Annotated in this window: 19 protein-coding genes; 14 read left to right on the top strand and 5 right to left on the bottom strand. The window is 68.3% G+C overall.

Annotated elements, in window-relative coordinates; translation table 11 throughout:
• The first annotated feature begins 76 nt into the window (after positions 1-76).
• From gloA to ABIC44_RS10775, 11 genes are all read left to right on the top strand, one after another.
• Positions 77-589 carry a lactoylglutathione lyase gene (gloA, locus tag ABIC44_RS10825; protein WP_354295374.1) on the top strand — a complete coding sequence of 171 codons (513 nt, stop codon included), beginning with the start codon at positions 77-79 and terminating at the stop codon, positions 587-589.
• A gap of 160 nt (positions 590-749) precedes the next feature.
• Positions 750-2,210 carry a methyl-accepting chemotaxis protein gene (locus tag ABIC44_RS10820; protein ID WP_354295372.1) on the top strand — a complete coding sequence of 487 codons (1,461 nt, stop codon included), beginning with the start codon at positions 750-752 and terminating at the stop codon, positions 2,208-2,210.
• A gap of 89 nt (positions 2,211-2,299) precedes the next feature.
• Positions 2,300-2,569: an STAS domain-containing protein gene (locus ABIC44_RS10815; protein ID WP_307101010.1), complete on the top strand. Its 270-nt coding sequence runs from the start codon at positions 2,300-2,302 to the stop codon at positions 2,567-2,569.
• Positions 2,570-2,582: 13 nt separating this feature from the next.
• Positions 2,583-4,775: a chemotaxis protein CheA gene (locus ABIC44_RS10810; protein ID WP_354295370.1), complete on the top strand. Its 2,193-nt coding sequence runs from the start codon at positions 2,583-2,585 to the stop codon at positions 4,773-4,775.
• Positions 4,772-5,629: a CheR family methyltransferase gene (locus tag ABIC44_RS10805; RefSeq protein WP_354295369.1), complete on the top strand. Its 858-nt coding sequence runs from the start codon at positions 4,772-4,774 to the stop codon at positions 5,627-5,629. Before ABIC44_RS10810 ends, ABIC44_RS10805 begins: the two co-directional genes overlap by 4 nt.
• Positions 5,629-6,645, top strand: a complete 1,017-nt coding sequence (locus ABIC44_RS10800) for a protein-glutamate methylesterase/protein-glutamine glutaminase (RefSeq protein WP_307101016.1) — start codon at positions 5,629-5,631, stop codon at positions 6,643-6,645. The genes ABIC44_RS10805 and ABIC44_RS10800 overlap by 1 nt, the downstream gene beginning before the upstream one ends.
• Positions 6,646-6,653: 8 nt before the next feature.
• Complete coding sequence (locus ABIC44_RS10795; protein ID WP_307101019.1) at positions 6,654-7,244, top strand: chemotaxis protein CheD; 591 nt, start codon at positions 6,654-6,656, stop codon at positions 7,242-7,244.
• A 32-nt stretch (positions 7,245-7,276) separates the two neighbouring features.
• Positions 7,277-7,654: a response regulator gene (locus ABIC44_RS10790; protein WP_056436364.1), complete on the top strand. Its 378-nt coding sequence runs from the start codon at positions 7,277-7,279 to the stop codon at positions 7,652-7,654.
• A gap of 25 nt (positions 7,655-7,679) precedes the next feature.
• Positions 7,680-8,123: a chemotaxis protein CheW gene (locus tag ABIC44_RS10785; RefSeq protein WP_307101021.1), complete on the top strand. Its 444-nt coding sequence runs from the start codon at positions 7,680-7,682 to the stop codon at positions 8,121-8,123.
• 50 nt (positions 8,124-8,173) lie between these two features.
• On the top strand, positions 8,174-9,187 hold the full coding sequence (locus ABIC44_RS10780; RefSeq protein ID WP_354295367.1) for a chemotaxis protein CheB: 1,014 nt from the start codon (positions 8,174-8,176) through the stop codon (positions 9,185-9,187).
• A gap of 2 nt (positions 9,188-9,189) precedes the next feature.
• A complete protein-coding gene (locus ABIC44_RS10775; protein ID WP_307104648.1) occupies positions 9,190-9,483 on the top strand; it encodes a hypothetical protein in 294 nt (97 codons plus the stop codon).
• A 24-nt stretch (positions 9,484-9,507) separates the two neighbouring features.
• Here the strand turns inward: ABIC44_RS10775 and ABIC44_RS10770 are convergent, their stop codons facing one another.
• The 4 genes from ABIC44_RS10770 to ABIC44_RS10755 all read right to left on the bottom strand — a co-directional run bounded on the left by ABIC44_RS10770 (position 9,508) and on the right by ABIC44_RS10755 (position 16,463).
• Complete coding sequence (locus ABIC44_RS10770) at positions 9,508-9,984, bottom strand: hypothetical protein (protein ID WP_354295365.1); 477 nt, start codon at positions 9,982-9,984, stop codon at positions 9,508-9,510.
• A 293-nt stretch (positions 9,985-10,277) separates the two neighbouring features.
• Entirely contained in the window at positions 10,278-13,145 is a 2,868-nt protein-coding gene (locus ABIC44_RS10765) for a TonB-dependent receptor (protein ID WP_354295363.1), read from the bottom strand.
• 131 nt (positions 13,146-13,276) lie between these two features.
• Positions 13,277-14,089 (bottom strand): ferredoxin--NADP reductase, encoded by an 813-nt coding sequence (locus ABIC44_RS10760; protein WP_309697699.1) that lies wholly within the window; start codon positions 14,087-14,089, stop codon positions 13,277-13,279.
• An 85-nt stretch (positions 14,090-14,174) separates the two neighbouring features.
• Complete coding sequence (locus ABIC44_RS10755) at positions 14,175-16,463, bottom strand: TonB-dependent siderophore receptor (RefSeq protein WP_354295362.1); 2,289 nt, start codon at positions 16,461-16,463, stop codon at positions 14,175-14,177.
• An 82-nt stretch (positions 16,464-16,545) separates the two neighbouring features.
• On the opposite strand from ABIC44_RS10755, the gene ABIC44_RS10750 reads away from it, so the two are divergent.
• The 3 genes from ABIC44_RS10750 to ABIC44_RS10740 are packed head-to-tail and all read left to right on the top strand — an operon-like array spanning position 16,546 to position 18,801.
• Entirely contained in the window at positions 16,546-16,872 is a 327-nt protein-coding gene (locus ABIC44_RS10750; RefSeq protein ID WP_309697706.1) for a hypothetical protein, read from the top strand.
• Complete coding sequence (locus tag ABIC44_RS10745; RefSeq protein ID WP_354295360.1) at positions 16,869-18,434, top strand: PepSY-associated TM helix domain-containing protein; 1,566 nt, start codon at positions 16,869-16,871, stop codon at positions 18,432-18,434. The genes ABIC44_RS10750 and ABIC44_RS10745 overlap by 4 nt, the downstream gene beginning before the upstream one ends.
• Complete coding sequence (locus ABIC44_RS10740) at positions 18,427-18,801, top strand: hypothetical protein (protein WP_354295358.1); 375 nt, start codon at positions 18,427-18,429, stop codon at positions 18,799-18,801. Before ABIC44_RS10745 ends, ABIC44_RS10740 begins: the two co-directional genes overlap by 8 nt.
• On the opposite strand, the gene ABIC44_RS10735 is transcribed toward ABIC44_RS10740, so the two are convergent.
• The gene (locus ABIC44_RS10735; RefSeq protein WP_307101040.1) at positions 18,707-19,642 is read right to left on the bottom strand and encodes a glutaminase; all 936 of its coding nucleotides are present in this window, start codon (positions 19,640-19,642) and stop codon (positions 18,707-18,709) included. The genes ABIC44_RS10740 and ABIC44_RS10735 overlap by 95 nt on opposite strands.
• Positions 19,643-19,736: the final 94 nt, after the last annotated feature.

Raw genomic sequence — 19,736 nt, 5'->3', positions numbered from 1 at the left:
AGGCCCTTCGCCCCGGTGGCGGGGGGCCTTGGTCGTTTCGCCCTTTCCTCTCGACCCCTTTCGACAAGGACCCACCATGCCCCGCCCCGCCGGCACCGAATCCTTCGCGCTCAACCAGACGATGCTGCGCATCCGCGATCCCAAGCCCTCGCTCGCCTTCTACCGGGACGTGCTGGGCATGACCCTGTTGCAGCAACTCGATTTCGAGGAGATGCGCTTCTCGCTCTATTTCCTGGCCTATCTGGCCGATGGCGAAACCGTCCCCGAGGACCCCGCCGAGCGCGCACGTTTCATCTTCAACCGCGAGACGACGCTCGAGCTGACGCACAATTGGGGAACCGAGTCGGACGCGGCGTTCCAGGGCTATCATGACGGCAATGCCGAACCGCGCGGCTTCGGCCATATCGGGATCAGCGTCGCCGATGTCGCCCAGGCCTGTGCACGATTCGAGTCGCTGGGCGTAACGTTCAAGAAGCGTCCCCAGGACGGCAAGATGAAGGATATCGCCTTCATCACCGATCCCGATGGCTATTGGATCGAAATCCTTTCCGCATCCGGAATGACGCGAACTCTTGATCCTGATCAATAATAGAGCGGATTACTCCGGCTTTACTGACCATATCGAAACGGGATTTTTACCGGTCCTGTCCAATATGGCCATATAGGCCGGAGGAGCCGGGACAGGGCCCCTATCCTCCGTACCCCAGGCGCAGCTCCCTGCGCATGAGTTTTTGGAAGGGCGTACCCCGATGTTGTCCTGGTTTGAAAAGACGGCGCCGATCCGTCTGAAGTTCGACGTGCTGACCATTGTCTATGGCGGGCTTGGTGCCGTCGGGCTGGGCGCGACCATCGCGGCGAATGGCGGCTTTTCGTTCACGTTGCCCGTCATCGCCGCGACTTTGGCGCTGGCCGCGTCGATCCTGATGATGCGGATCAGCCGCAAGCTGATCTGCGACCCCTATGTCGGCTCGGTCGTCGCCATGGAGGCGCTGGCCGCGGGCGATGTGCATCGCGAGATCCGGTACACCGATTACCGCGACTGCATCGGGCGGATCGCCAAGGCCATGGCGGTCTTCCAGCGCAATGCCGCCAATGTCCAGCAGGCCGCCGAGGCGCAGCAGATCGTCGTCGGCGCGCTGGGCAAGGGGCTGGGCGAGCTGGCCGAGGGCAATCTGACCGTGGCGATCCAGGCGCCCTTCCCCGCCGATTACGAACGGCTGCGCAGCGACTTCAACCGCGCGGTCGAGGCGCTGTCGCGCGCGATGAGCGCGGTGACGGTGGCCACCCATGGCATCAATTCGGGCGCGAGCGACATCCGCCAGGCCTCCGACGACCTGTCGCAGCGCACCGAGCAGCAGGCCGCCAGCCTGGAGGAAACCGCCGCCGCGATGGACGAGATCAACTCGACCGTCCGCCAGACCGCCGAGGGCGCCACCCGTGCCAACCGGGCCGTCGCCGATGCCCGCGTCGAGGCCGAACAATCGGGTGCCGTCGTCCGCCGCGCGGTCGAGGCCATGGCCGGGATCGAACGCGCGTCGAGCGAAATCTCCGAGATCATCAGCGTCATCGACGGCATCGCCTTCCAGACCAACCTGCTGGCGCTGAACGCCGGGGTCGAGGCGGCGCGCGCGGGCGACGCGGGCAAGGGCTTCGCGGTCGTCGCATCGGAAGTCCGCGCGCTGGCGCAGCGTTCGGCCGACGCGGCCAAGGACGTGAAGTCGCGCATCCTCGCCAGCTCCGAACAGGTCGAGGCGGGCGTCAGCCTGGTCAGCGAGACCGGCAAGGCGCTGGAGCGGATCATCGGCCAGATCGCCGAGATCAGCACGCTGGTCGAGAATATCGCCGGGTCGGCGGAGAAACAGGCCAACGGGCTGCAGGAGGTCAACATCGCCGTGTCCGCAATGGACGGCGTGACCCAGCAAAATGCCGCGATGGTCGAACAGGCGACCGCCGCCGCCCGTTCGCTGGCGGTCGAGGCCGACAGCCTGGCCCGCGAGATCGCGCGCTTCCGGGTCAATGCCCATTCGGGTGAGGGCTTCGCCGCCCCGGCGCCCGCGCCCCGGCCGCAGCCGCAACCCCAGCCGGTACACCAGATGCAGGAACGCGCCGCCGCCGCCGGACGCCGCATCGTCCAGACGGCGCGCACGTCCGCCCCGTCCACCGGCAATGCCGCGCTGGCGGTCAACGAGGACGACTGGACCGAGTTCTGACCGGCGCGCGTCGGAATATGGCGCAACCCACGCTTTTTTAACGACCTCTGATCCATTCTGTCATCGAACCCCGCGTCTGGAGTCTTCCCGTGACCGCTCTGTCCCTCGCCCCCGTGCTCGACACCACCGCCGCCGCCCCGTTGCGCCAGGCGCTGCTCGATCTGATCGCATCGGGCGATGCCATCGCGCTCGACGGCGCACAGGTGACCCAGGCGGGGCAGGCCTGCCTCCAGGTGCTGGCCAGCGCGCAGGCGATGGCGGCCTCGATCCGGACCGACTTCGAACTCCAGAACCCCTCCGAAGCACTGGCTTCGATGATCGCACTGGCGGGGCTCGACACCCTCGTCGCCGCTGCCTGAAAGGCCCGACTCGATGAATCTCGATGAGATCCAGCAGATCTTCTTCCAGGAATGCGAAGAAGGCCTCGGCGCGCTGGAAACCGCCTTTGCCGATCTGAAGCGCGGCCGTCACGACGACGAAACGATCAACACCGTCTTTCGCGCGGTCCACTCGATCAAGGGCGGCGCGGGTGCCTTCGGGCATGAACGGCTCCAGCATTTCTCGCACCATTACGAAACGGTGCTCGACCTGATCCGCAACGGCACCCTGCCGCTGGGCGAGTCGCTGATCGACCTGATCGTCGCCGCGTTCGACACGCTGGCCGACCATGTCGCCGCCGCGCGCGGCGAAGGCGGCGTGCCCGCCGACGAGGCGATGCTGGAACGGCTGGACGCCGCCGCGAAGGGCGAGATCGCCAGCAGCGCGGCCGAGCCGGTGATCGAGCCGGCCGTCGCCCCCGAGTCGCCCGCCGCCGCCGCCGCGCTGGACGATTTCGACGCGCTGTTCGCGATGCTGGAGGAGCCCGCCGCCCCGGTCGAGGCCGCCGCCCCCGAGTGGATCGTCACCGTCTATCCCGGTCCGCGCGCCTTCGATCATGGGGCCGAGCCGATGCTCGCGCTGCGCGAACTGGCGCGCATGGGCGGCCGCACCCTGTCCGCCGACCTGTCCGAGCTGCCGCTGCTCGACGGAATGGATGCCGAGCGCGCCTATATCGGCGTCACCATGGCGCTGCCCGGCGCGATCGACGAGGACGACATCCGCGCGGTGTTCGACTTCGCCGATCCGCAATGCCGCCTGACCGTCACCCGCAGCGACGCCGTATCGGCCGAGCCCGAAGCGGTCGCCGAACCCGTGGCCGAGCCCGAACCGCTCCCCATCGCCCCGGTCGAGGCCGCCCCTGCAAAGCCGGTCGTGATCGAACCCGCCGCGCCGGTGGTGGTCGCCGCCCCCGCCGCCCCGCCCCCGCCCGAGGCCGCCCCCGTCGTGTCGGTGACCGAGGCCGCCAACAGCCCGCGCGTCGCCGCCGCCGCCGCGCAGACGATCCGCGTCGATCTCGACAAGCTGGACCGGCTGGTCAATCTGGTCGGCGAGCTGGTCATCACCCAGGCGATGCTGGCGCAGCGCCTGTCCGAGAACGACATGGGTTCGATCTCCGAACTCTCCGATCTCGACCATCTGACGCGCGAGCTTCAGGATTCGACCATGGCGATCCGCGCGCAGCCGATGAAGACGGTGTTCAGCCGCGTGCCGCGCATCATCCGCGAACTGGAGGTCGAAACCGGCAAGCGCGTCCGCCTGGAGGTGGAGGGCGAGATGACCGAGGTCGACAAGACCGTGGTCGAGCGCATCGGCGAGCCGCTGACCCATCTGATCCGCAACGCCGTCGACCATGGCCTGGAAACCCCGGCGGACCGCAAGGCGCTGGGCAAGGACAGCGAGGGCGTGGTCACGCTGTCGGCCGCGCACCAGTCGGGCCGGATCGTCATCACGGTGGCCGATGACGGGCGCGGCATCGACCGCGCGCGGGTCAAGGCCAAGGCGATCGAGCGCGGCATCATCGCCCCCGATGCGCAGCTGTCCGAGGAAGAGATCGACAATCTGATCTTCGCCCCCGGCTTTTCGACCGCCGCCGTCGTCTCCAACATTTCCGGGCGCGGCGTCGGCATGGACGTGGTGCGCAAGAACATCCAGGCGCTGGGCGGCCGCATCGGCATCCAGTCCGAACTGGGCAAGGGGTCGAGCTTCTCGCTCAGCCTGCCGCTGACGCTGGCGGTGCTGGACGGCATGATCGTCACGGTCGGCGACCAGACCTTCGTCATCCCGCTGACCCATATCGTCGAGAGCCTGCGTCCCGGTGTGGACGAGGTGCATTTCGTCGGCGGCCAGTCGCCGCTGCTCGACGTGCGCGGCACCTATGTCCCGGTCCACCGCGTCGGCGAACAGCTGGGCGTGGGCGGCGCGACGCGGCAGCCCGAGGATGCGGTGCTGATCGTGGTCGAAAGCGACCAGGGCCAGGCCGTGCTGATGGTCGATTCGATCCAGGACCAGCGCCAGGTCGTCGTGAAGAGCCTGGAGGCCAATTACCGCGCCATCCACGGTCTGGCGGGCGCCACCATCCTGGGCGACGGCCGGGTCGCGCTGATCCTCGACGTCGATGCGCTGATCGGCCGCTGGCGGCGCGACGGGCGCAGCTCGGGCGCCTTCATCGAAGACCTGGCCGCGTGAACGCCTTCGCCGCCCTTCCCGAACGCGAAATGGAGTTCGCCTTCTCGGCGGCCGACCATCGCGCGATCGCGGATCTGATCTATGCCGAATCGGGCATCCTGCTGCCCGATACCAAGGCCAAGCTGATCTATGGGCGGCTCGCGCGGCGGTTGCGCGCCTGCGGGCTGTCGACCTTCCCCGATTATCTGGCGCTGGTCGCCAGCGATGCCGGGGAGCGCGCCCGCGCGGTCGATGCGCTGACCACCAACCACACCGCCTTCTTCCGCGAAAACCATCATTTCGAGCATTTCCGCGAATCGCTCTGGCCGGGCTTCGCCGAACGGCTGGCCTCGGGCGGGCGCGTGCGCGTCTGGTCGGCGGCCTGTTCCAGCGGCGAGGAACCCTATTCGCTGATGATGACGATCCTGGGCACCGACACCCGCGCCGCCGACAAGCTGGCGCGGCAGGATTTCCGGGTGCTGGCGACCGACCTGTCGCCCAGCGTCATCGCGACCGCGCGCGCGGGCCGCTATCCGCTCGACACCACGCGCGCCATGCCCGCCGCGATGCGATCGGCCTGGTGCCGCCGGGTCGGCGAGATGGACGAATTGTCGCCCGGCTTGCGCGAACCGATCGCGTTCCGCGAGCTCAACCTGCTCCGCAAATGGCCGATGCGGCGGCCATTCGATGTGATCTTCTGCCGCAACGTCATGATTTACTTCGACGAACCGACCAAGGCCCAACTGCTTGCCCGCTTTGCCGACCAGCTGGTCGACGGTGGCATCCTCTACATTGGTCACGCCGAACGCATCCCGCCGGAAGTAGCGGCGCGCTTTCACTGCATCGGTCGCACCGCTTTCCAGAAAGTATCCTGATGGCCGTACGTACATTGATTGTCGACGACTCCCCCACCATGCGCGCCTTGATCGCGGGGATGCTCAGCCGCGACCCCGATATCGAAGTGGTCGGCGCGGCCAACGGACCGCACCAGGCGCGCGAGATGATCAAGGCGCTGGACCCGGACGTCATCACGCTGGACGTCGAGATGCCCGACATGAACGGGCTCGACTTCCTCGAGCGGGTCATGCGGTTGCGTCCGATGCCGGTGGTCATGCTCTCGACGCTGACCCAGGCGGGCGCGGACACCACCATCCGCGCGCTGGAGCTGGGCGCGGTCGAATGCTGCGCCAAGCCCGCGACCAACTGCGTCGATCCGCGCATCGCCGAAAGCGTCAAGGCCGCCGCGAGCAGCCGCCGCATCCGCGTGCGCGACATGACGCCCGCCGCGCCGGTGCCGATGGCCGATTTCAAGCCGATCCCCGGCTCGCTGATCGCGATCGGCGCGTCGACCGGCGGGGTCGAGGCGCTGATCCAGGTGCTGAGCGGCTTTCCCGCCAACTGCCCGCCGACCGTCATCGTGCAGCATATGCCCGCGACCTTCACGACCAGCTTCGCCGCCCGGCTCGACCGGCTGTCCAAGCCGACCGTGGCCGAGGCGCGCCATGGCCAGCCGCTGCTGCCCGGCCATGTCTATCTCGCGCCCGGCGGCACCCATCATATGGAGGTCGGCGGCACCGAGGGCCAGTATCGCGCCCGCCTGATCCCCGACGATCCGACCAGCGGCCACCGCCCCTCGGTCGACCGCCTGTTCCACAGCGTCGCCAAGAATGTCGGCACCAAGGCGGTCGGCGCGATCCTGACCGGCATGGGCCGCGACGGCGCCGACGGCCTGCTCGCGATGCGCGGCAAGGGTTGCTTCACCGTCGGCCAGGACCGTGACAGCTGCGTCGTCTATGGCATGCCCGGCGTCGCACAGGAGGTGGGTGCGGTGACCAAGCAATTGACGCTGACGCGGATCGCGCCCGCGCTGATCGACCGGTGCCGGGCGTGATCGTCGCCATGGCCCAGTCCTTTCCGCCGCCGCCGCCATTCACCCGGCTGGCGCATCGCGACGGTCTTCGCCGGATCAACGTGATCCAGGGAGAGACCCGCGTCAGCCAGGACAAGGAGGTCGTGCTGACCACCGTGCTGGGCAGCTGCATTTCGGCCTGCCTGTACGATCCGGTCGCGGGGATCGGCGGCCTGAACCATTTTTTGCTCGCCGAACCGGGTGCCGCGGAAACCGATCCTAAATCCATGCAGCGCTATGGCGTCTATGCGATGGAAGTTCTGATCAACGCGATGATGGCGCTCGGCGCCCAGCGGCACAGCCTGAAGGCCCGGCTGTTCGGCGGGGCGATGATGCGCGACGGGTTCCGCGACATCGGCGCGGCCAATGCGCAATTCGCCCGCCGCTTCCTGGCGGACGAGCGGATCGCGCTGGTCGGCGAGGATGTCGGCGGGATCAGCGCGCGTCGCGTCGAGTTCCGCCCCGCGCTGGGCCTGGCCCGTTGCCGCCATGTGACGGACACGGCGGTTCCGGCACCGCGCGCCGCACGCCCCGCTCCACCACCCCCACCCGCCGCGACCGGCGACGTGGAATTCTTCTGATGACTCTCGATACCTCCATGAAAGGCCCATTCGTGTCCCAACTCATCATGACCGTGGACGATTCGCCCAGCATGAGAATGCTTCTGCGCGCCGCGCTCACCGATATGGGATATCGGGTGCTCGAGGCCGAGGACGGCGTTCATGCGCTCGATACGCTGGACGGAGTCACCGCCGACACCGCGCCCGATCTGGTCATCACCGACATCAACATGCCCCGCATGGACGGTTTCGGCCTGATCGAGGCGCTGCGCCGCCAGCCCGGCCACCGCAACCTGCCGATCCTGGTGCTGACCACCGAAAGCTCCGACGAGAAGAAGGCCCGCGCGCGCGAGGCGGGGGCGACCGGCTGGATCGTCAAGCCCTTCAACCCCGAAAAGCTCGCCGCGGCCATCCGCCGCGTGCTGCACTGATCCCCTGATCCCGAGGAACCCGACCATGTCGCGTCAGCTCATCACCTTCCAGCTCGGCGACCAGATACTGGGCGTCGACATCATGGCCATCCGCGAGATCCGCGCCTGGTCGCCCGCGACCCCGCTGCCCAACGTGCCCGCGCATGTACGCGGCGTGGTGAACCTGCGCGGCGTGGTCCTGCCGGTCCTCGACCTGCGGCACCGGCTGGGCTGGGGCGTGACCGATCCGAGCGCCCGGCACGTCATCATCGTGGTGCGGATCGGCGAGCAGCTCCAGGGCCTGATCGTCGATGCGGTCAACGACATCGTGACGATCCCGCCCGAGGCGATGCAGCCCCTGCCCGACATGGGCGAGGCAACGGCGGCGCATTATCTGGAAGGGCTGGCCACGATCGAACAGCGGCTGATCCTGATCCTGGCGCTCGACCGCCTGTCCGATAGCGTTTCGTTAACCGCCGAAGCCGCATAAATCCCTCGTTTCTGGATGATAGCGGCGGATCCGTTGGAAGGTATTGGGTAATGGCGGACGTTAAGGTTCTTGTCGTCGACGACTCGCTGACGATGCGGGTTCTGATTTCGGGCGCGCTGGAGCGGATCAAGGGCGTGACCGTGGTCGGTGCGGCCGACGGTGCGCAGGAAGCGCGCAAGATGGTCGACCAGTATCGGCCCGAGGTGATGACGCTCGACGTCGAGATGCCGGGCATGAGCGGGCTGGACTATCTGGCCGAGATCATGACGGAACGGCCGATGCCGGTCATCATGTTCTCCACCCGGACCGCTGCGGGCGCCGCCGAATCGGTCGAGGCGCTGCGGCTGGGTGCGATCGACTGTTTCCCCAAGCCCAAGGTCGCGGTGCAGGCCGAGCTGGACGACATCATCGGCAAGCTGGGCAAGCGGATCAAGTCGGCGCGCAACGCCGATCTGAAGCGCGCCAAGGCGGGCAAGCTCGCCGCCGCGCGCAAGGCGCCCGCCGCCGACATGCACTGGAACGGCCGCCTGCTGGCGATCGGCGCGGATGCGGCGAACACCCAGGCGCTGTTCGACCTGTTCCAGACCTTCCCGGCCAACTGCCCGCCGACCCTGGTCGTGCAGCAGATGAGCCCCGGACTGCTCGGTCCGATGATCGAGCAGCTGCGCGAACAGATCGCGCCCAAGGTCGTCGAGGCGACCGACGGCATGAAGGTGGAACAGGGCACCATCTATTTCGCGCCGCAGGGCGAGACGCACATGGTCGTGGACAGCTGGCCCGAGGGCTCGATCCGCCTGCTCGCGCGCGAGCCGGTGGCGGGCGAGCGGCCCTCGATCTCGCTGCTGTTCGCCTCGGTCGCCAAGGCGGCGGGGAGCAACAGCCTGGGCGTGCTGGTCGCGCTGGACGACGAGGACGGCGCGGCGGGCCTGCGCGCGATGATGGCGGGCGGGGCCTATGCCATCGGGCGCAACGGCACCGACTTCACCTTGTCCAAGGGCATGGCGTCGCAGCCGATCGCGGGCGACGCGATCGCCGCCAACATCCTCAAGCTCTGTAGCAAGTGACCATGGTCGCGCACGATCCCATGCCGGGAATGGAGCGCGAGCTGGCTCTGGCGCTGGCCGAGGAGCTGGTCGACCTGACCCGCTCCCTGGCCGAGCTGGCCTATGACCTGGGCAGCGACAGCGACACGCTGCGCCGCCACATGGTCAGCATCCAGTCGGTCGACCGGATCACCCAGACCCAGCTCGCCATCGCCGACATCCTGCGATCCGACGCGCCGGTGGCCGCGCGGATCGAGGGGGTCACGCTGGAAACGCTGGCGGATCGCCTGCGCGAACGGACCGCGCGCGCCGCCTGACCCCTTAGCCGACCCGCCGGACGATCAGCGCGCGGCCATACGCTCGATCAGCGGGCGCATGCTGCCCAGCCATTGGCGCATCCCGGTGCGGGCCTGCTCGCTCAGGCTCAACAGCGTCAGCCGACGATCGGTCGGATGCGGCGCATTCTCGAACATCCCCATCGACAACAGCATGTTGATCCAGCGGACCGCCGTGGTGCGCGGCACGCCCGAGGCGCGATAGCAGGCGCTGGTTTCCACCTGTCGCCCCTCCTCTTCCTCCAGAAAGACGAAGAGCAGCATGTCGAACGCCGGATCGGCGAACAGCGACGAATCGAAGAAGCGCCCGATCTCCTCGCGCGCGGAGCGGACCACCCGCCCGATCTCGACCGGCGTGATGCGCGCCTCCGCCTCGGAGCGGACCAGGGTTTCCACCGCCTCCAGCTCGGCACGGATCCGCCGCAGCCTGTCGTCGATCCCCTCGGACACAGGTTCCGCCCCGATATCGAAGCGGTCGCTCATGACCTGCATTCCCCAGCCCATTCCATCGATCCCCCAAACCGTCCTTGCGGCGCGTCGCGATATATTCCGGTTATGCCGCGGTGCCGCAATTCATGAACGGGAAGATGTCAGCTAATCTGTCCTAAGTTAATCAGAAACTTGTCCGCAAAGGCGCGAATTTGCTCCCGCTTCGGAGCGATCGGCACGGGAGAGTCCGTCGGAAACGCGCTGGAGGCGCGTCTGGGCGGTACCGGCCCGCTCCCCCACCCGGCCTCCCACAGAATATCCTGAATGGGAGGCCTGCCGCTGAAACGTCAGAAGAACAGCTTGCGCACCGACAGGCGGACGGTGCGACCGAGCGGATCGAGATAGCCCGGCTGATAGCCGATCGGCACCGTGCCGGTCGAATCGGTCACCCGCTGGCGCTGGTTGAACAGATTGTCGACCGACAGGCTGACCCGCATGCCCCGGACCCAGGGATGCGCGCGGACCAGATCGAGCCGCTGGCCCAGATCGGCGAACAGGCGGAAATCGACCGTCGCCAGGCTGCCGAAGTCGAGCGCCTGCGGATTGGCCGCCGTGCCGCCATTGACCCGCGTCGCGCTGCGCCAGTTGCCCGAGAAACGCAGGCCCAGCCCGTTATTGTTATAGCCCGCCTGCGCCTCCAGCTGGTGGCGCGAGCTGCCGCCGCTCGACCCGACCGCGTCGCCGCGCAACAGGTCGAGGACGGGGCCACCATCGGCGACGGTGACACGGTCGGCGAAGGTCCAGGTGTGATAGAGCGCGAATTGCACGCGGCCACCGCCACGACCGCCGCCAAAGCCGCCGCCGCCTCCGCGAAAACCACCACCGCCGCCCGGCCCGCGATCCGGTCCGGCACCACCGGGGCCTCCGGGACCACCGGGGCCGCCGCCCGGTCCACCGCCCGGCCCCTCACCACGTGGACCGTCCGGTCCGCCGGGGCCACCGCGCGCGCCGGGGAAAGTCATCCCCGCAAAGGGATTGGGGCCGGTCCCGGCGCGGAACGCCTCCAGCTCCTTCTGGATCCTGGACTTGATCGGCCTGGAGAAGTTGATCCCCCAGCGCAGCTGCGACCGCTCGGTCCGCGCGAAGTTGATCGGGCGCGAATCGACGCGCAGCAGATTGCCCGCCGCATCGCGGGTGAACCGGTCGGGAAAGGCCGCCTCGATCGCGGCGGTGGGCGTCGGGAAGGACGCGATCGGATCGTCGGTCGAGATGCGGAAATAATTGGCGGTCAGGTTGATGTCGCGGTCGTTCCACGGCTTCACCGTCGCGCCCAGCTTCATGACATGGCGATTGTCCGCGACCAGCGCGGGGTTGCCGCCGCTGACCGACGTCACCGTCGCGGTCGTGCCGCTGACATAGTCGAACAGCCGGACATTGGGGGTGGTGATCGTCGGATTGCCCAGCTGCTGCGGAGTGGGCGCATCCTCCTGATCGGTCCAGGACGCGATGAAGCGCACCCCTTCCAGCGGCGACCAGTTCGCGCCGTAACCGACCGTGGTCAGCGTGCCGAAGTCCGACAGATGATCCGCCCCGCCATTGACGTTCAGCGACAGGTCGCCGATCGCGCTCAGGATGCCGCGATCGCGATTGGCGATGGGGAAGTCGAGATTGACCTGCCCGTTGACGATGTCGCGCGACACCTCGCCGGTCTGGACGGTGCCGAACCGGGTCGAACGGCTGGAGAAATCATTGGTCTCGCCGCCCAGCTTGACGCTGGCCTGCACGTCGCCCGCAGGCAGCGCGAACACCCGGCCGTTGAGCAGCGCGTCGATCTCGCCGGTCGAGGAGGTGGACCGCGCATAGTTGCGCGCCGCCAGCCCCAGCCCGTCGAGCGGCCCGAAGGGGTTGGCGGTCGGATCGCCCGCGTTCAACCGCGCCTGAAGCCCCGTCACGTCGAGCCCGGTGTCGGTGGCGACACGGCTTTCGGTCCGATCATAGGCGCCGGTCAGCGACCAACGCCACCGGCCCAGATCGCCGTTGAACACGGTGCCCAGATGTGCGGTCAGCCCGGTATTGTCCTGGACCAGCGGACCATAGGCATCGCTCAATCGGCTGATCGTCGCATTGGTCGACAGCGGGGAGTAGGGATTGCCCGCCGGCAGCGTCAGGCTGGCCGAGGGCAGGCCGTTCCAGCTGTTGCTCTGCGTCGTCTCCAGCTGCGCGTTGAACGAGGCCGCGACCTTGTCGAAGATGTTGCGCGCATAGACAATGTTCGCGCCGAACTGGCGCTGCGCCGATTGCAGCGTGCGATAGGGGGTGACGTCGGTGCTGTTGGCCGGGCTCGCCGCCAGCTGCGCCAGCGTCGGCGCGGCGCTCAGCCCGGTGGGGATGCCGACCACGCTCGGCATCCGGCCGGTCAGCGCGACCAGCGCCGGATCGCTGCTGATCAGATTGCCGCCCAGCGCGGCGTTGCTCGCGGGGGCGGTGATATCGCGCTCGGCCTCGGTCAGCCGCGACGTTTCCTGATAATCGGCATGGATGCTCAGCCGCTTGTCGCGCCGGATGGCCAGCCAGTCGAGCCGCCCCTGCCCCTGGGCCGAGCCGCCCTCGGTCGGAGCCAGCGCGATCGCCTCGGCCGCCAGCGATCGGAAGCGCGGGCGCAGGACGAAGTTCACGACCTTCTGGTCGGGGCGATAGCCGAATTTGAGCGACACTTCCTCGGGCAGGATGTCGACGCGCAGGATCGCCTCGGTCGGCAGGTCGCGAATCTCCTGAAAGCCCGCGATGCGCCGCCCGTTGAGCAGGATCACCGGCGACCCGCCGCGCCCGCTGGTCGTCTGCGGCGCGAGTTCGGTCAGCAGGTCGGCGACGCTCGACACGCCATAGCTGCGGATGTCGGCGGGGCTCAGCTGCTGGTCGGGGGGAATGTCGCCCGGCACGGTGCCCGGCGGGCGGCGGCCGTTGACGACGACGTCGCCCTCGCCGCCTTCCTCCTCTTCGGCCTCGGCCTGCGGGGCCTGGGCGCCCGAGGTCCGGCCCTGTGGCTCCGCCTGCGGAGCGGTGGCGGCCGGGGCGGCGGCCGCATTTCCGGTAGCCGCGTTTCCGGTAGTCGGGGCGGGTGTCGCGGCGGTCGGACCTTGCGGCGTCGCGGCCTCCTGCGCCTGTGCGATCGCCGGCATGGCACTCGCCAGCATCAAACCCGCCCAAAGCCGCATCGTTCGCCCTTTTCCCAAATCCTGTCGTTGGGCGTTAGGACGCAAATGTCGCACAAATGTGCCGCCCGCGACGACAAATGTCGCAGGGATGCGGAACGATGGTCATTCCTCCCCTTGCGGGGAGGAACGGGTCAGCCCGCGAACGCCTTTTCGATCACATAGGCGCCCGGCTGCGCGTTCGAGCCTTCGGGGAAGCCCATGGCCTCGAACCTGGCGCCCAGCGACTTGATCATCTCCATGCTGCCGCACATCATGATCCGGTCGGTCTCGGGATTGAAGCCGTGCGCGCTGGGGAGCCCGGCGAACAAGCGGCCATCGTCGATCAGCGCGTCGATGCGGCCGGTGGTGTGGAACGGCTCGCGCGTGACGGTCGGGACGTAATGGAACTTCTCCGCCGCGACCTCGCCCACCAGGGGATCCTCGGCCAGCTTGCCCGCCAGCTCGTCATGGAAGGCCAGGTCGCTGACCCGGCGGACCGAGTGGACGATCACCACCTCGTCGAACATGTCATAGATGTCCGGATCGCGCGCGACCGACAGGAAGGGGGCCAGACCCGTGCCGGTCGACAGCATGAACAGCCGCTTGCCGGGCAGCAGCGCATCGGCGACCAGCGTGCCGGTGGGCTTGCGGCCCAGATAGATATGGTCGCCCGGCTGCACCTTTTGCAGCTTGCTGGTCAGGGGGCCGTCCTCGACCTTGATCGACAGGAAGTCGAGCTTCTCGTCATAGGAGGGGCTGGCGACCGAATAGGCGCGGAGCAGCGGCTTGCCGTTGTCGCCCTGCAACCCGATCATCACGAATTCGCCCGAGCGGAAGCGGAAGCTGTCGGGGCGCGAGATCGCGAAGGAGAAGAGATGCTCGTTCCAGTGATGGACGCTCTGAACCGTCTCGACGCTCAGCGCCGCGGTCGGGGTCAGTTCGGGCAGAACAGTATCGGTCGACAAACCACGCACTCCTTGGGGCCCGCCCCGCGCCGCCGGTCGATCGGCGGGCGGGCGAACAGTCAGTTTCGATGAATCGGATGCGCCCTTACCAAGAATAGCGCAGGCTGCCTACAAAGGTCCGCGATGCCCCGTAATAGCAGCCATTGTTGAAGAAACAGCTGGTGATGTGGCGCTTGTCGAACAGATTGGCGACATTAGCGGTCAGGCTCAGCCCCTCCATCGCCGGGCTGACCCGGCCCAGGTCATAGCCCAGCATCAGGTCGGCCAGCCAGTAATCGGGCGACTGCAAACGGCGGACGACCGTCTTCCCGGCCGCGACGGTGGTCGCCGTCCCGTCCGATTCCCCGACATAGCGCAGGCCCGCCCCGATGCTCAGTCCGCCCGCGACGCCCGCCTTGCCCAGATCATAGGACAGGAAGCTCGACGCGCTCCATCGCGGCACGCCCAGCGGCCGGGTGCCGGTGACGCCGCTCAGCTGGTCGCCGGTGCCGACCACGGGCGATCCCTGCGTCACGCGCGGATCGGTATAGGTCGCCGCCACCGTCACGTCGAAACCGGGCGCCAGCGTGCCGCGCCCGTCCAGCTCGATCCCGCGGATCGCGACCTCGCCGATCTGCACCTGCGAATTGGTCGGGATATTGCCGGTGCCCGCGTTCGGATCGGCGACCGGCACGTTGCGGCGACGCAGGTCGAAGGCCGACAGGGTGAACAGCGCGGTCGTGCCGCGTGGCTGGTATTTCAGCCCCGCCTCATATTGGCGGCCCGTGACGGGGGTGAAGTTCCGTCCGTCCCAGGTGCTGCCCGTCTGCGGCTCGAAACTCTCCGAATAGCTGGCGAAGGGGGCCAGCCCGAACCGGGTCTCGTACAGCGCGCCCAGCCGGGTGGTGAAGGCGGTCTGGTTCAGGCGGGAGACCGCGTTGGTGTTCAGATTCTGCGTCGTCTGGTTGTAGCTGTCCCAGCGCCCGCTGGCGATCAGTTGCAGCCCGCCGATCGCGATCTGGTCCTGTAGATACAGGCCGACCTGATCGCGCTTGGTGTAATTGTGCGTCTGGGTGAGCGGGAAGCTGGGCAGCGGCACGCCATAGACCGGGGCGAACAGGCTGAGGTTCGGGATGTTGAACACCGGGTTCGCGTTGGTGCCGGTGTAGAAGGCCTGATAATTCTCGCCGCGATTATGCTGCCAGTCGACGCCGCCCAGAATGGTGTGCCGGACCGGCCCCGTATCGAGCTTGCCGACCAGGTGATTGTCGACGGTGAAGGTCTGGAACGCCTCGTCCGATCCGCCGCCGCCGCGTTGCAGGGTGGAGAGGTCGCTGTTCGCATTGGCGCCGGTGCCGCGCGTCAGGAAGCCCGATCCATAGATTTGCCGATAATGCAGCCCGATCGCCAGATAGCGCGCGTTCGTCGTCCAGCTCAGCCGGTCGTTCAGGTCGTGGCGGAACAGGATCGTCGCCGATTTCTGCGTCCGGTCGAACGCCTCATAGGACGGCTCCGACGTGTTGAAATCGACCGGCAGCACCCCGAACGGATTGGGCAGCGCCGAGCCATAGACGGGCACGCCGCTATACGACCCCGATTCGGGATCGCGCTGATAGTTGAGGATCAGCGTGACGCTGGTCGCCTTGTCGGGCGCGAAGGTCAGCATCGGCCGCGCATAGTAACGGCGATTGGCGGTGGATCGGATGAACCCGTCCGATTCCTCGGCCCCCGCGATCATCCGGAACAGCCAGCGATTGTCGGCGTCGAGCGGCTGGTTCACGTCGATGCTGGAGCGCAGCAGCGCGTAATTGCCCGCCGCCAGCTCGATCCGGCCGCCCGCCCCGGCATAGGGCAGCTTGCTGGTCAGGTTGATCAGCCCGCCCGGCGTGCCCGAGCCATAGGTGACGCCCGCCGGCCCCTTCACCACATCGACTGATTCGACCAGGTGGAAGTCGACTTGCGGAATGGCATAGACGCCGCCCAGCAGGCGCATCCCGTCCATGAACACGCCCGGTGAAAAGCCGCGCAGATAGAGCTGGTCATAGCGGGTCGCGACATTGCCGCGCTGGTTGGGGGCGACCCCCGCGACATAGCCCAGCGCCTGGTTGATCGACAGCGCGTTGCGTCGGGTCAGTTCCCCCTGGTCGATGACCGTGATGCTCTGCGCCGTGGCGATCAGCGGAATGTCGGTCTTGGTGCCCGAGGCCGCGCTCTTCTTCTCGCGCTGTCCCTCGACCACGATCTCCTCGTTGCGCAGCCGCTGGGGATCGTCATCCCCCGGACTGGGCGCGGCGATAGCCGGTGTGGCGGCCGGTGTGGCCATGGCGGGCGTGGCGACGCCGACAAGGGCGCCCGTGGCGCAGGCCGCCAGCCATGCCGCACGAAATCCCCGCATGATATTTTCCTTAACCGCTATTGATAGTGACTCTCAAATGCTGCTAAAGCGATGACATCGAGATGACAAGGGGAAAGCGCGGGTGGCGTCACGCCAGGCCATGGACGGACAGGCTCCTTCGGGGTGGCGCGGTGGCGTCGCCATGGGCTGTCGCTGGCTGACCGCTGCGGTCGGCGGCTATGGATTCGCGGTGGCCGCCGCGATGCTGACCGCGCGCATCCTGCCGGTGTCGGACGCCCAGTCGCGGGTCGAGGCGACCGGATGGCCGATGATCCTGTCCTTCCTGGTCTATGCGGGCATCGGGCTGTGGGCGCTGCACGAGATAAGGCTGGCGCGCGTTGCCGCGGTGGTCTGGGGCGGCGCGCTGGTCATGGCGGCGCTGCTCTGGTGGCTGGGGGTCCGCGCGTGAGCGAGGCGGCGGCCCTGGTGCAGCGCGGCTGGCGGCAGACCATGGCCTGGGCGCATGGCTGGCTGGGCCTGATCGCCGGGTGGATCCTGTTCACCATGTTCCTGACCGGGACCTCGGCCTATTTCCGCCCCGAAATCACCCAGTGGATGCAGCCCGAGATCCGCCCCGCCGTCGCGACCACGGCACAGGCGGCGACCTCGGCGGTCCGCCATCTCGCGCGGGTCGGCGGCGACGACCTGCAATGGTATATCTATCTGCCCGACGCGCGGACGATCGCCACCCGCGTCTTCCGCATCCCCGCCAAGCCCGATCCCAAGGCGCGCGGCACCGAGCTGGACCTCGATCCGGTCAGTGGCGCCCCCCTGACCGCGCGCGAGACGCGCGGGGGCGAGCATTTCTATCGCTTCCACTTCCAGCTGCAATTGCCGTACCCCTGGGGCCGCTGGCTGGCGGGGCTGTGCGCGATGGCGATGCTGGGCGCGATCATCTCGGGCGTGATCACCCACAAGCGGATCTTCGCCGACTTCTTCACGCTGCGCTGGAACAAGGGGCAGCGCAGCTGGCTCGACGCGCACAACGTCACCGCCGTGCTCGGCCTGCCCTATCACGCGATGATCACCTATACCGGGCTGATCACCCTGATCACCATGTACATGCCGTACCCGATCGTGATGAACTACGCCAAGCCCGCGCAGTTCGTCCAGACCGCCTATGGCCAGCCCGACGACGTGCCCGCCAGCGGCGTGCGCCGTCCGCTCGTCGCGATCGCGCCGCTGATCCAGGATGCCGAGCGCCGTCTGGGCGGCCCCGCCACCCGCGTCATCGTCACCAATCCGGGCGACGCCGCCGCGCGCGTGACGATCGCGCAGGCCAAGCATGGCGCGATCAGCGCGCAAACCCCGATCGTCGTCTATGAGGGCGCGACCGGCCGGTTCTTCAGCCGGAGCGGCGCGCCCGCCTCGGCGATCCAGACGGCGGGCGTCCTGCTGGGCCTGCACCTGGCGCAATTCGCCGGGCCCGCGCTGCGCTGGGCCTATTTCGTGATGGGGCTGACCGGCGCGGCGATGGTCGGCACCGGGCTGCTGCTCTGGACCGCCAAGCGGCGCAAGCCGGGCGCGGCGCCCTTTTTCGGGCTTCGGCTGGCCGAGCGGCTGAACATCGCGGTCATCGCCGCCTTCCCGTGCGGCATGGCGGCGTATCTCCTCGCCAACCGGCTGATCCCGGCGGGGATGGCGGGTCGCGCCGATATGGAAGTGTCGGCGATGTTCTGGACCTGGGGCCTGCTCGCGCTCGCCCAGCTCGGCCTGCCCGCGCGGCGCGCCTGGACGATCCTGTTCGGTGTCGCGGGTCTGTTCTGGACCGCGATCCCGGTCGTCAACGCGCTGACCGACACCCGCTGGCTGATCCCGTCGCTGCTCGACGGGGATCAGGTCTTCCTCGCCTTCGATCTCGCCTGTCTCGCCATCGGTGCCGGTTTCGCCGTCGCCGCGCGGGTCAGCGCGCGTCCCGCCGCCCGTACTCCCACACGGACCCGCCGCTTTTCGGAGCCTGCCCATGCTTGATACGATCGCCCTGTGCCTTGTCGGCTTCTGGTTGCTTGCCGCCGGTTCCCATCGCCATGCGCGCGACGCCGGGACGCTGCACGATGCCCGGCTTCGCACCGGGTTGAAGCTGCTCGGCGCGACGGTGCTGCTGCTCGCCTTGTGGGGCAGCGGCACGGCGATCACGGGCGAGCGGATCGTGCGGCTGGCGGGGGCGGCCTCGATCGCGGGCGTCGCGCTCAACCTGATCCTGTCGGTGCGCGCGCATACGGCCTTCGCCCCCTTGCGCGCGGTCAACCGGCTTGTGGGTCGAACACCGACCAGCCGGTCCGCTGCACCAGCCGTTCGAGCGCCAGCGTACCAAGCTGCGAATTCCCGCGCGCGTTGAGCCCCGGCGACCATACGGCGATCGAGGCCCGGCCGGGCACGATCGCCAATATGCCGCCCCCCACCCCCGACTTGCCCGGCAGGCCGACGCGAAAGGCGAACTCGCCCGATCCGTCATAATGGCCGCAGCTCATCATCAGCGCGTTGATCCGCCGCGCCCGCTGCGGTGACACCACCGAGCGCCCCGTCCCCGGATGGAGGCCCCGCGCCATCAGATAGCGCCCGGCGAGCGCCAGCTGCCGACAGCTCATGGCAAGCGCGCAGAAATGGAAATAGACGCCCAGCACCCGGTCGACCGGATGATGCAGGTTGCCGAAGGCGCGCATGTAATGCGCCAGCGCCTGGTTGCGGTGCCCCGTCTCCATCTCGGCCTGCGCCACGGCGGCGTCGATGACGATGTCGTCCTCTCCGGTCAGCGCGCGGACGAAGCGCAGCATCTCGCCGATCGCCTCGCGCGGTTCGTAACCGCCGAGCAGCACGTCGGCGACGACGATCGCGCCCGCATTGATGAACGGGTTGCGCGGGATGCCCTGTTCGGTTTCCAGCTGCACGATCGAGTTGAACGCGGTGCCCGACGGCTCGCGCCCCACCCGCCGCCACAGCTGGTCGCCGACCGCGCCCAGCGCCAGGGTCAGCGCGAAGACCTTGGAAATGCTCTGGATCGAGAAGCTCTCCTCGGCATCGCCCGCCAGATGGCATTGGCCGTCCGCCTCGACGATGGCGATGCCGAACCGGCGCGGATCGATGCCCGCCAGCGCGGGGATGTAATCGGCCGGTTTGCCCCGGTCGGGGGCCTCCGCCATCTCGGCGGCGATGTCGGCGACGATGGCGGACAGGTCCATGGCGCCGTCGTGCCGTGCGCGCGACACTTTGTCGAGCGCCGCGAACCCGTCACAAACCGCCGCTAGGGAGCCGTCGCTTCCTCCCCAAGCCCGA

The sequence above is a fragment of the Sphingomonas sp. 1185 genome (assembly GCF_040544655.1).
GTDB lineage: Bacteria > Pseudomonadota > Alphaproteobacteria > Sphingomonadales > Sphingomonadaceae > Sphingomonas.
The sequence above is the reverse complement of the archived record's forward strand: the minus strand, read 5'-3'. Positions and strand labels throughout refer to the sequence as shown.

Excerpts from the sequence above, each read along its gene's own strand:
- ABIC44_RS10740 (WP_354295358.1), top strand. The coding sequence starts at position 18,427 with ATGCTTGATACGATCGCCCTGTGCCTTGTCGGCTTCTGGTTGCTTGCC.
- ABIC44_RS10735 (WP_307101040.1), bottom strand. The coding sequence starts at position 19,642 with ATGGACCTGTCCGCCATCGTCGCCGACATCGCCGCCGAGATGGCGGAG.
- ABIC44_RS10810 (WP_354295370.1), top strand. The coding sequence starts at position 2,583 with ATGAATCTCGATGAGATCCAGCAGATCTTCTTCCAGGAATGCGAAGAA.
- ABIC44_RS10770 (WP_354295365.1), bottom strand. The coding sequence starts at position 9,984 with ATGAGCGACCGCTTCGATATCGGGGCGGAACCTGTGTCCGAGGGGATC.
- ABIC44_RS10795 (WP_307101019.1), top strand. The coding sequence starts at position 6,654 with ATGGCCCAGTCCTTTCCGCCGCCGCCGCCATTCACCCGGCTGGCGCAT.
- ABIC44_RS10765 (WP_354295363.1), bottom strand. The coding sequence starts at position 13,145 with ATGCGGCTTTGGGCGGGTTTGATGCTGGCGAGTGCCATGCCGGCGATC.
- ABIC44_RS10755 (WP_354295362.1), bottom strand. The coding sequence starts at position 16,463 with ATGCGGGGATTTCGTGCGGCATGGCTGGCGGCCTGCGCCACGGGCGCC.
- gloA (WP_354295374.1), top strand. The coding sequence starts at position 77 with ATGCCCCGCCCCGCCGGCACCGAATCCTTCGCGCTCAACCAGACGATG.
- ABIC44_RS10785 (WP_307101021.1), top strand. The coding sequence starts at position 7,680 with ATGTCGCGTCAGCTCATCACCTTCCAGCTCGGCGACCAGATACTGGGC.
- ABIC44_RS10820 (WP_354295372.1), top strand. The coding sequence starts at position 750 with ATGTTGTCCTGGTTTGAAAAGACGGCGCCGATCCGTCTGAAGTTCGAC.
- ABIC44_RS10780 (WP_354295367.1), top strand. The coding sequence starts at position 8,174 with ATGGCGGACGTTAAGGTTCTTGTCGTCGACGACTCGCTGACGATGCGG.
- ABIC44_RS10775 (WP_307104648.1), top strand. The coding sequence starts at position 9,190 with ATGGTCGCGCACGATCCCATGCCGGGAATGGAGCGCGAGCTGGCTCTG.
- ABIC44_RS10800 (WP_307101016.1), top strand. The coding sequence starts at position 5,629 with ATGGCCGTACGTACATTGATTGTCGACGACTCCCCCACCATGCGCGCC.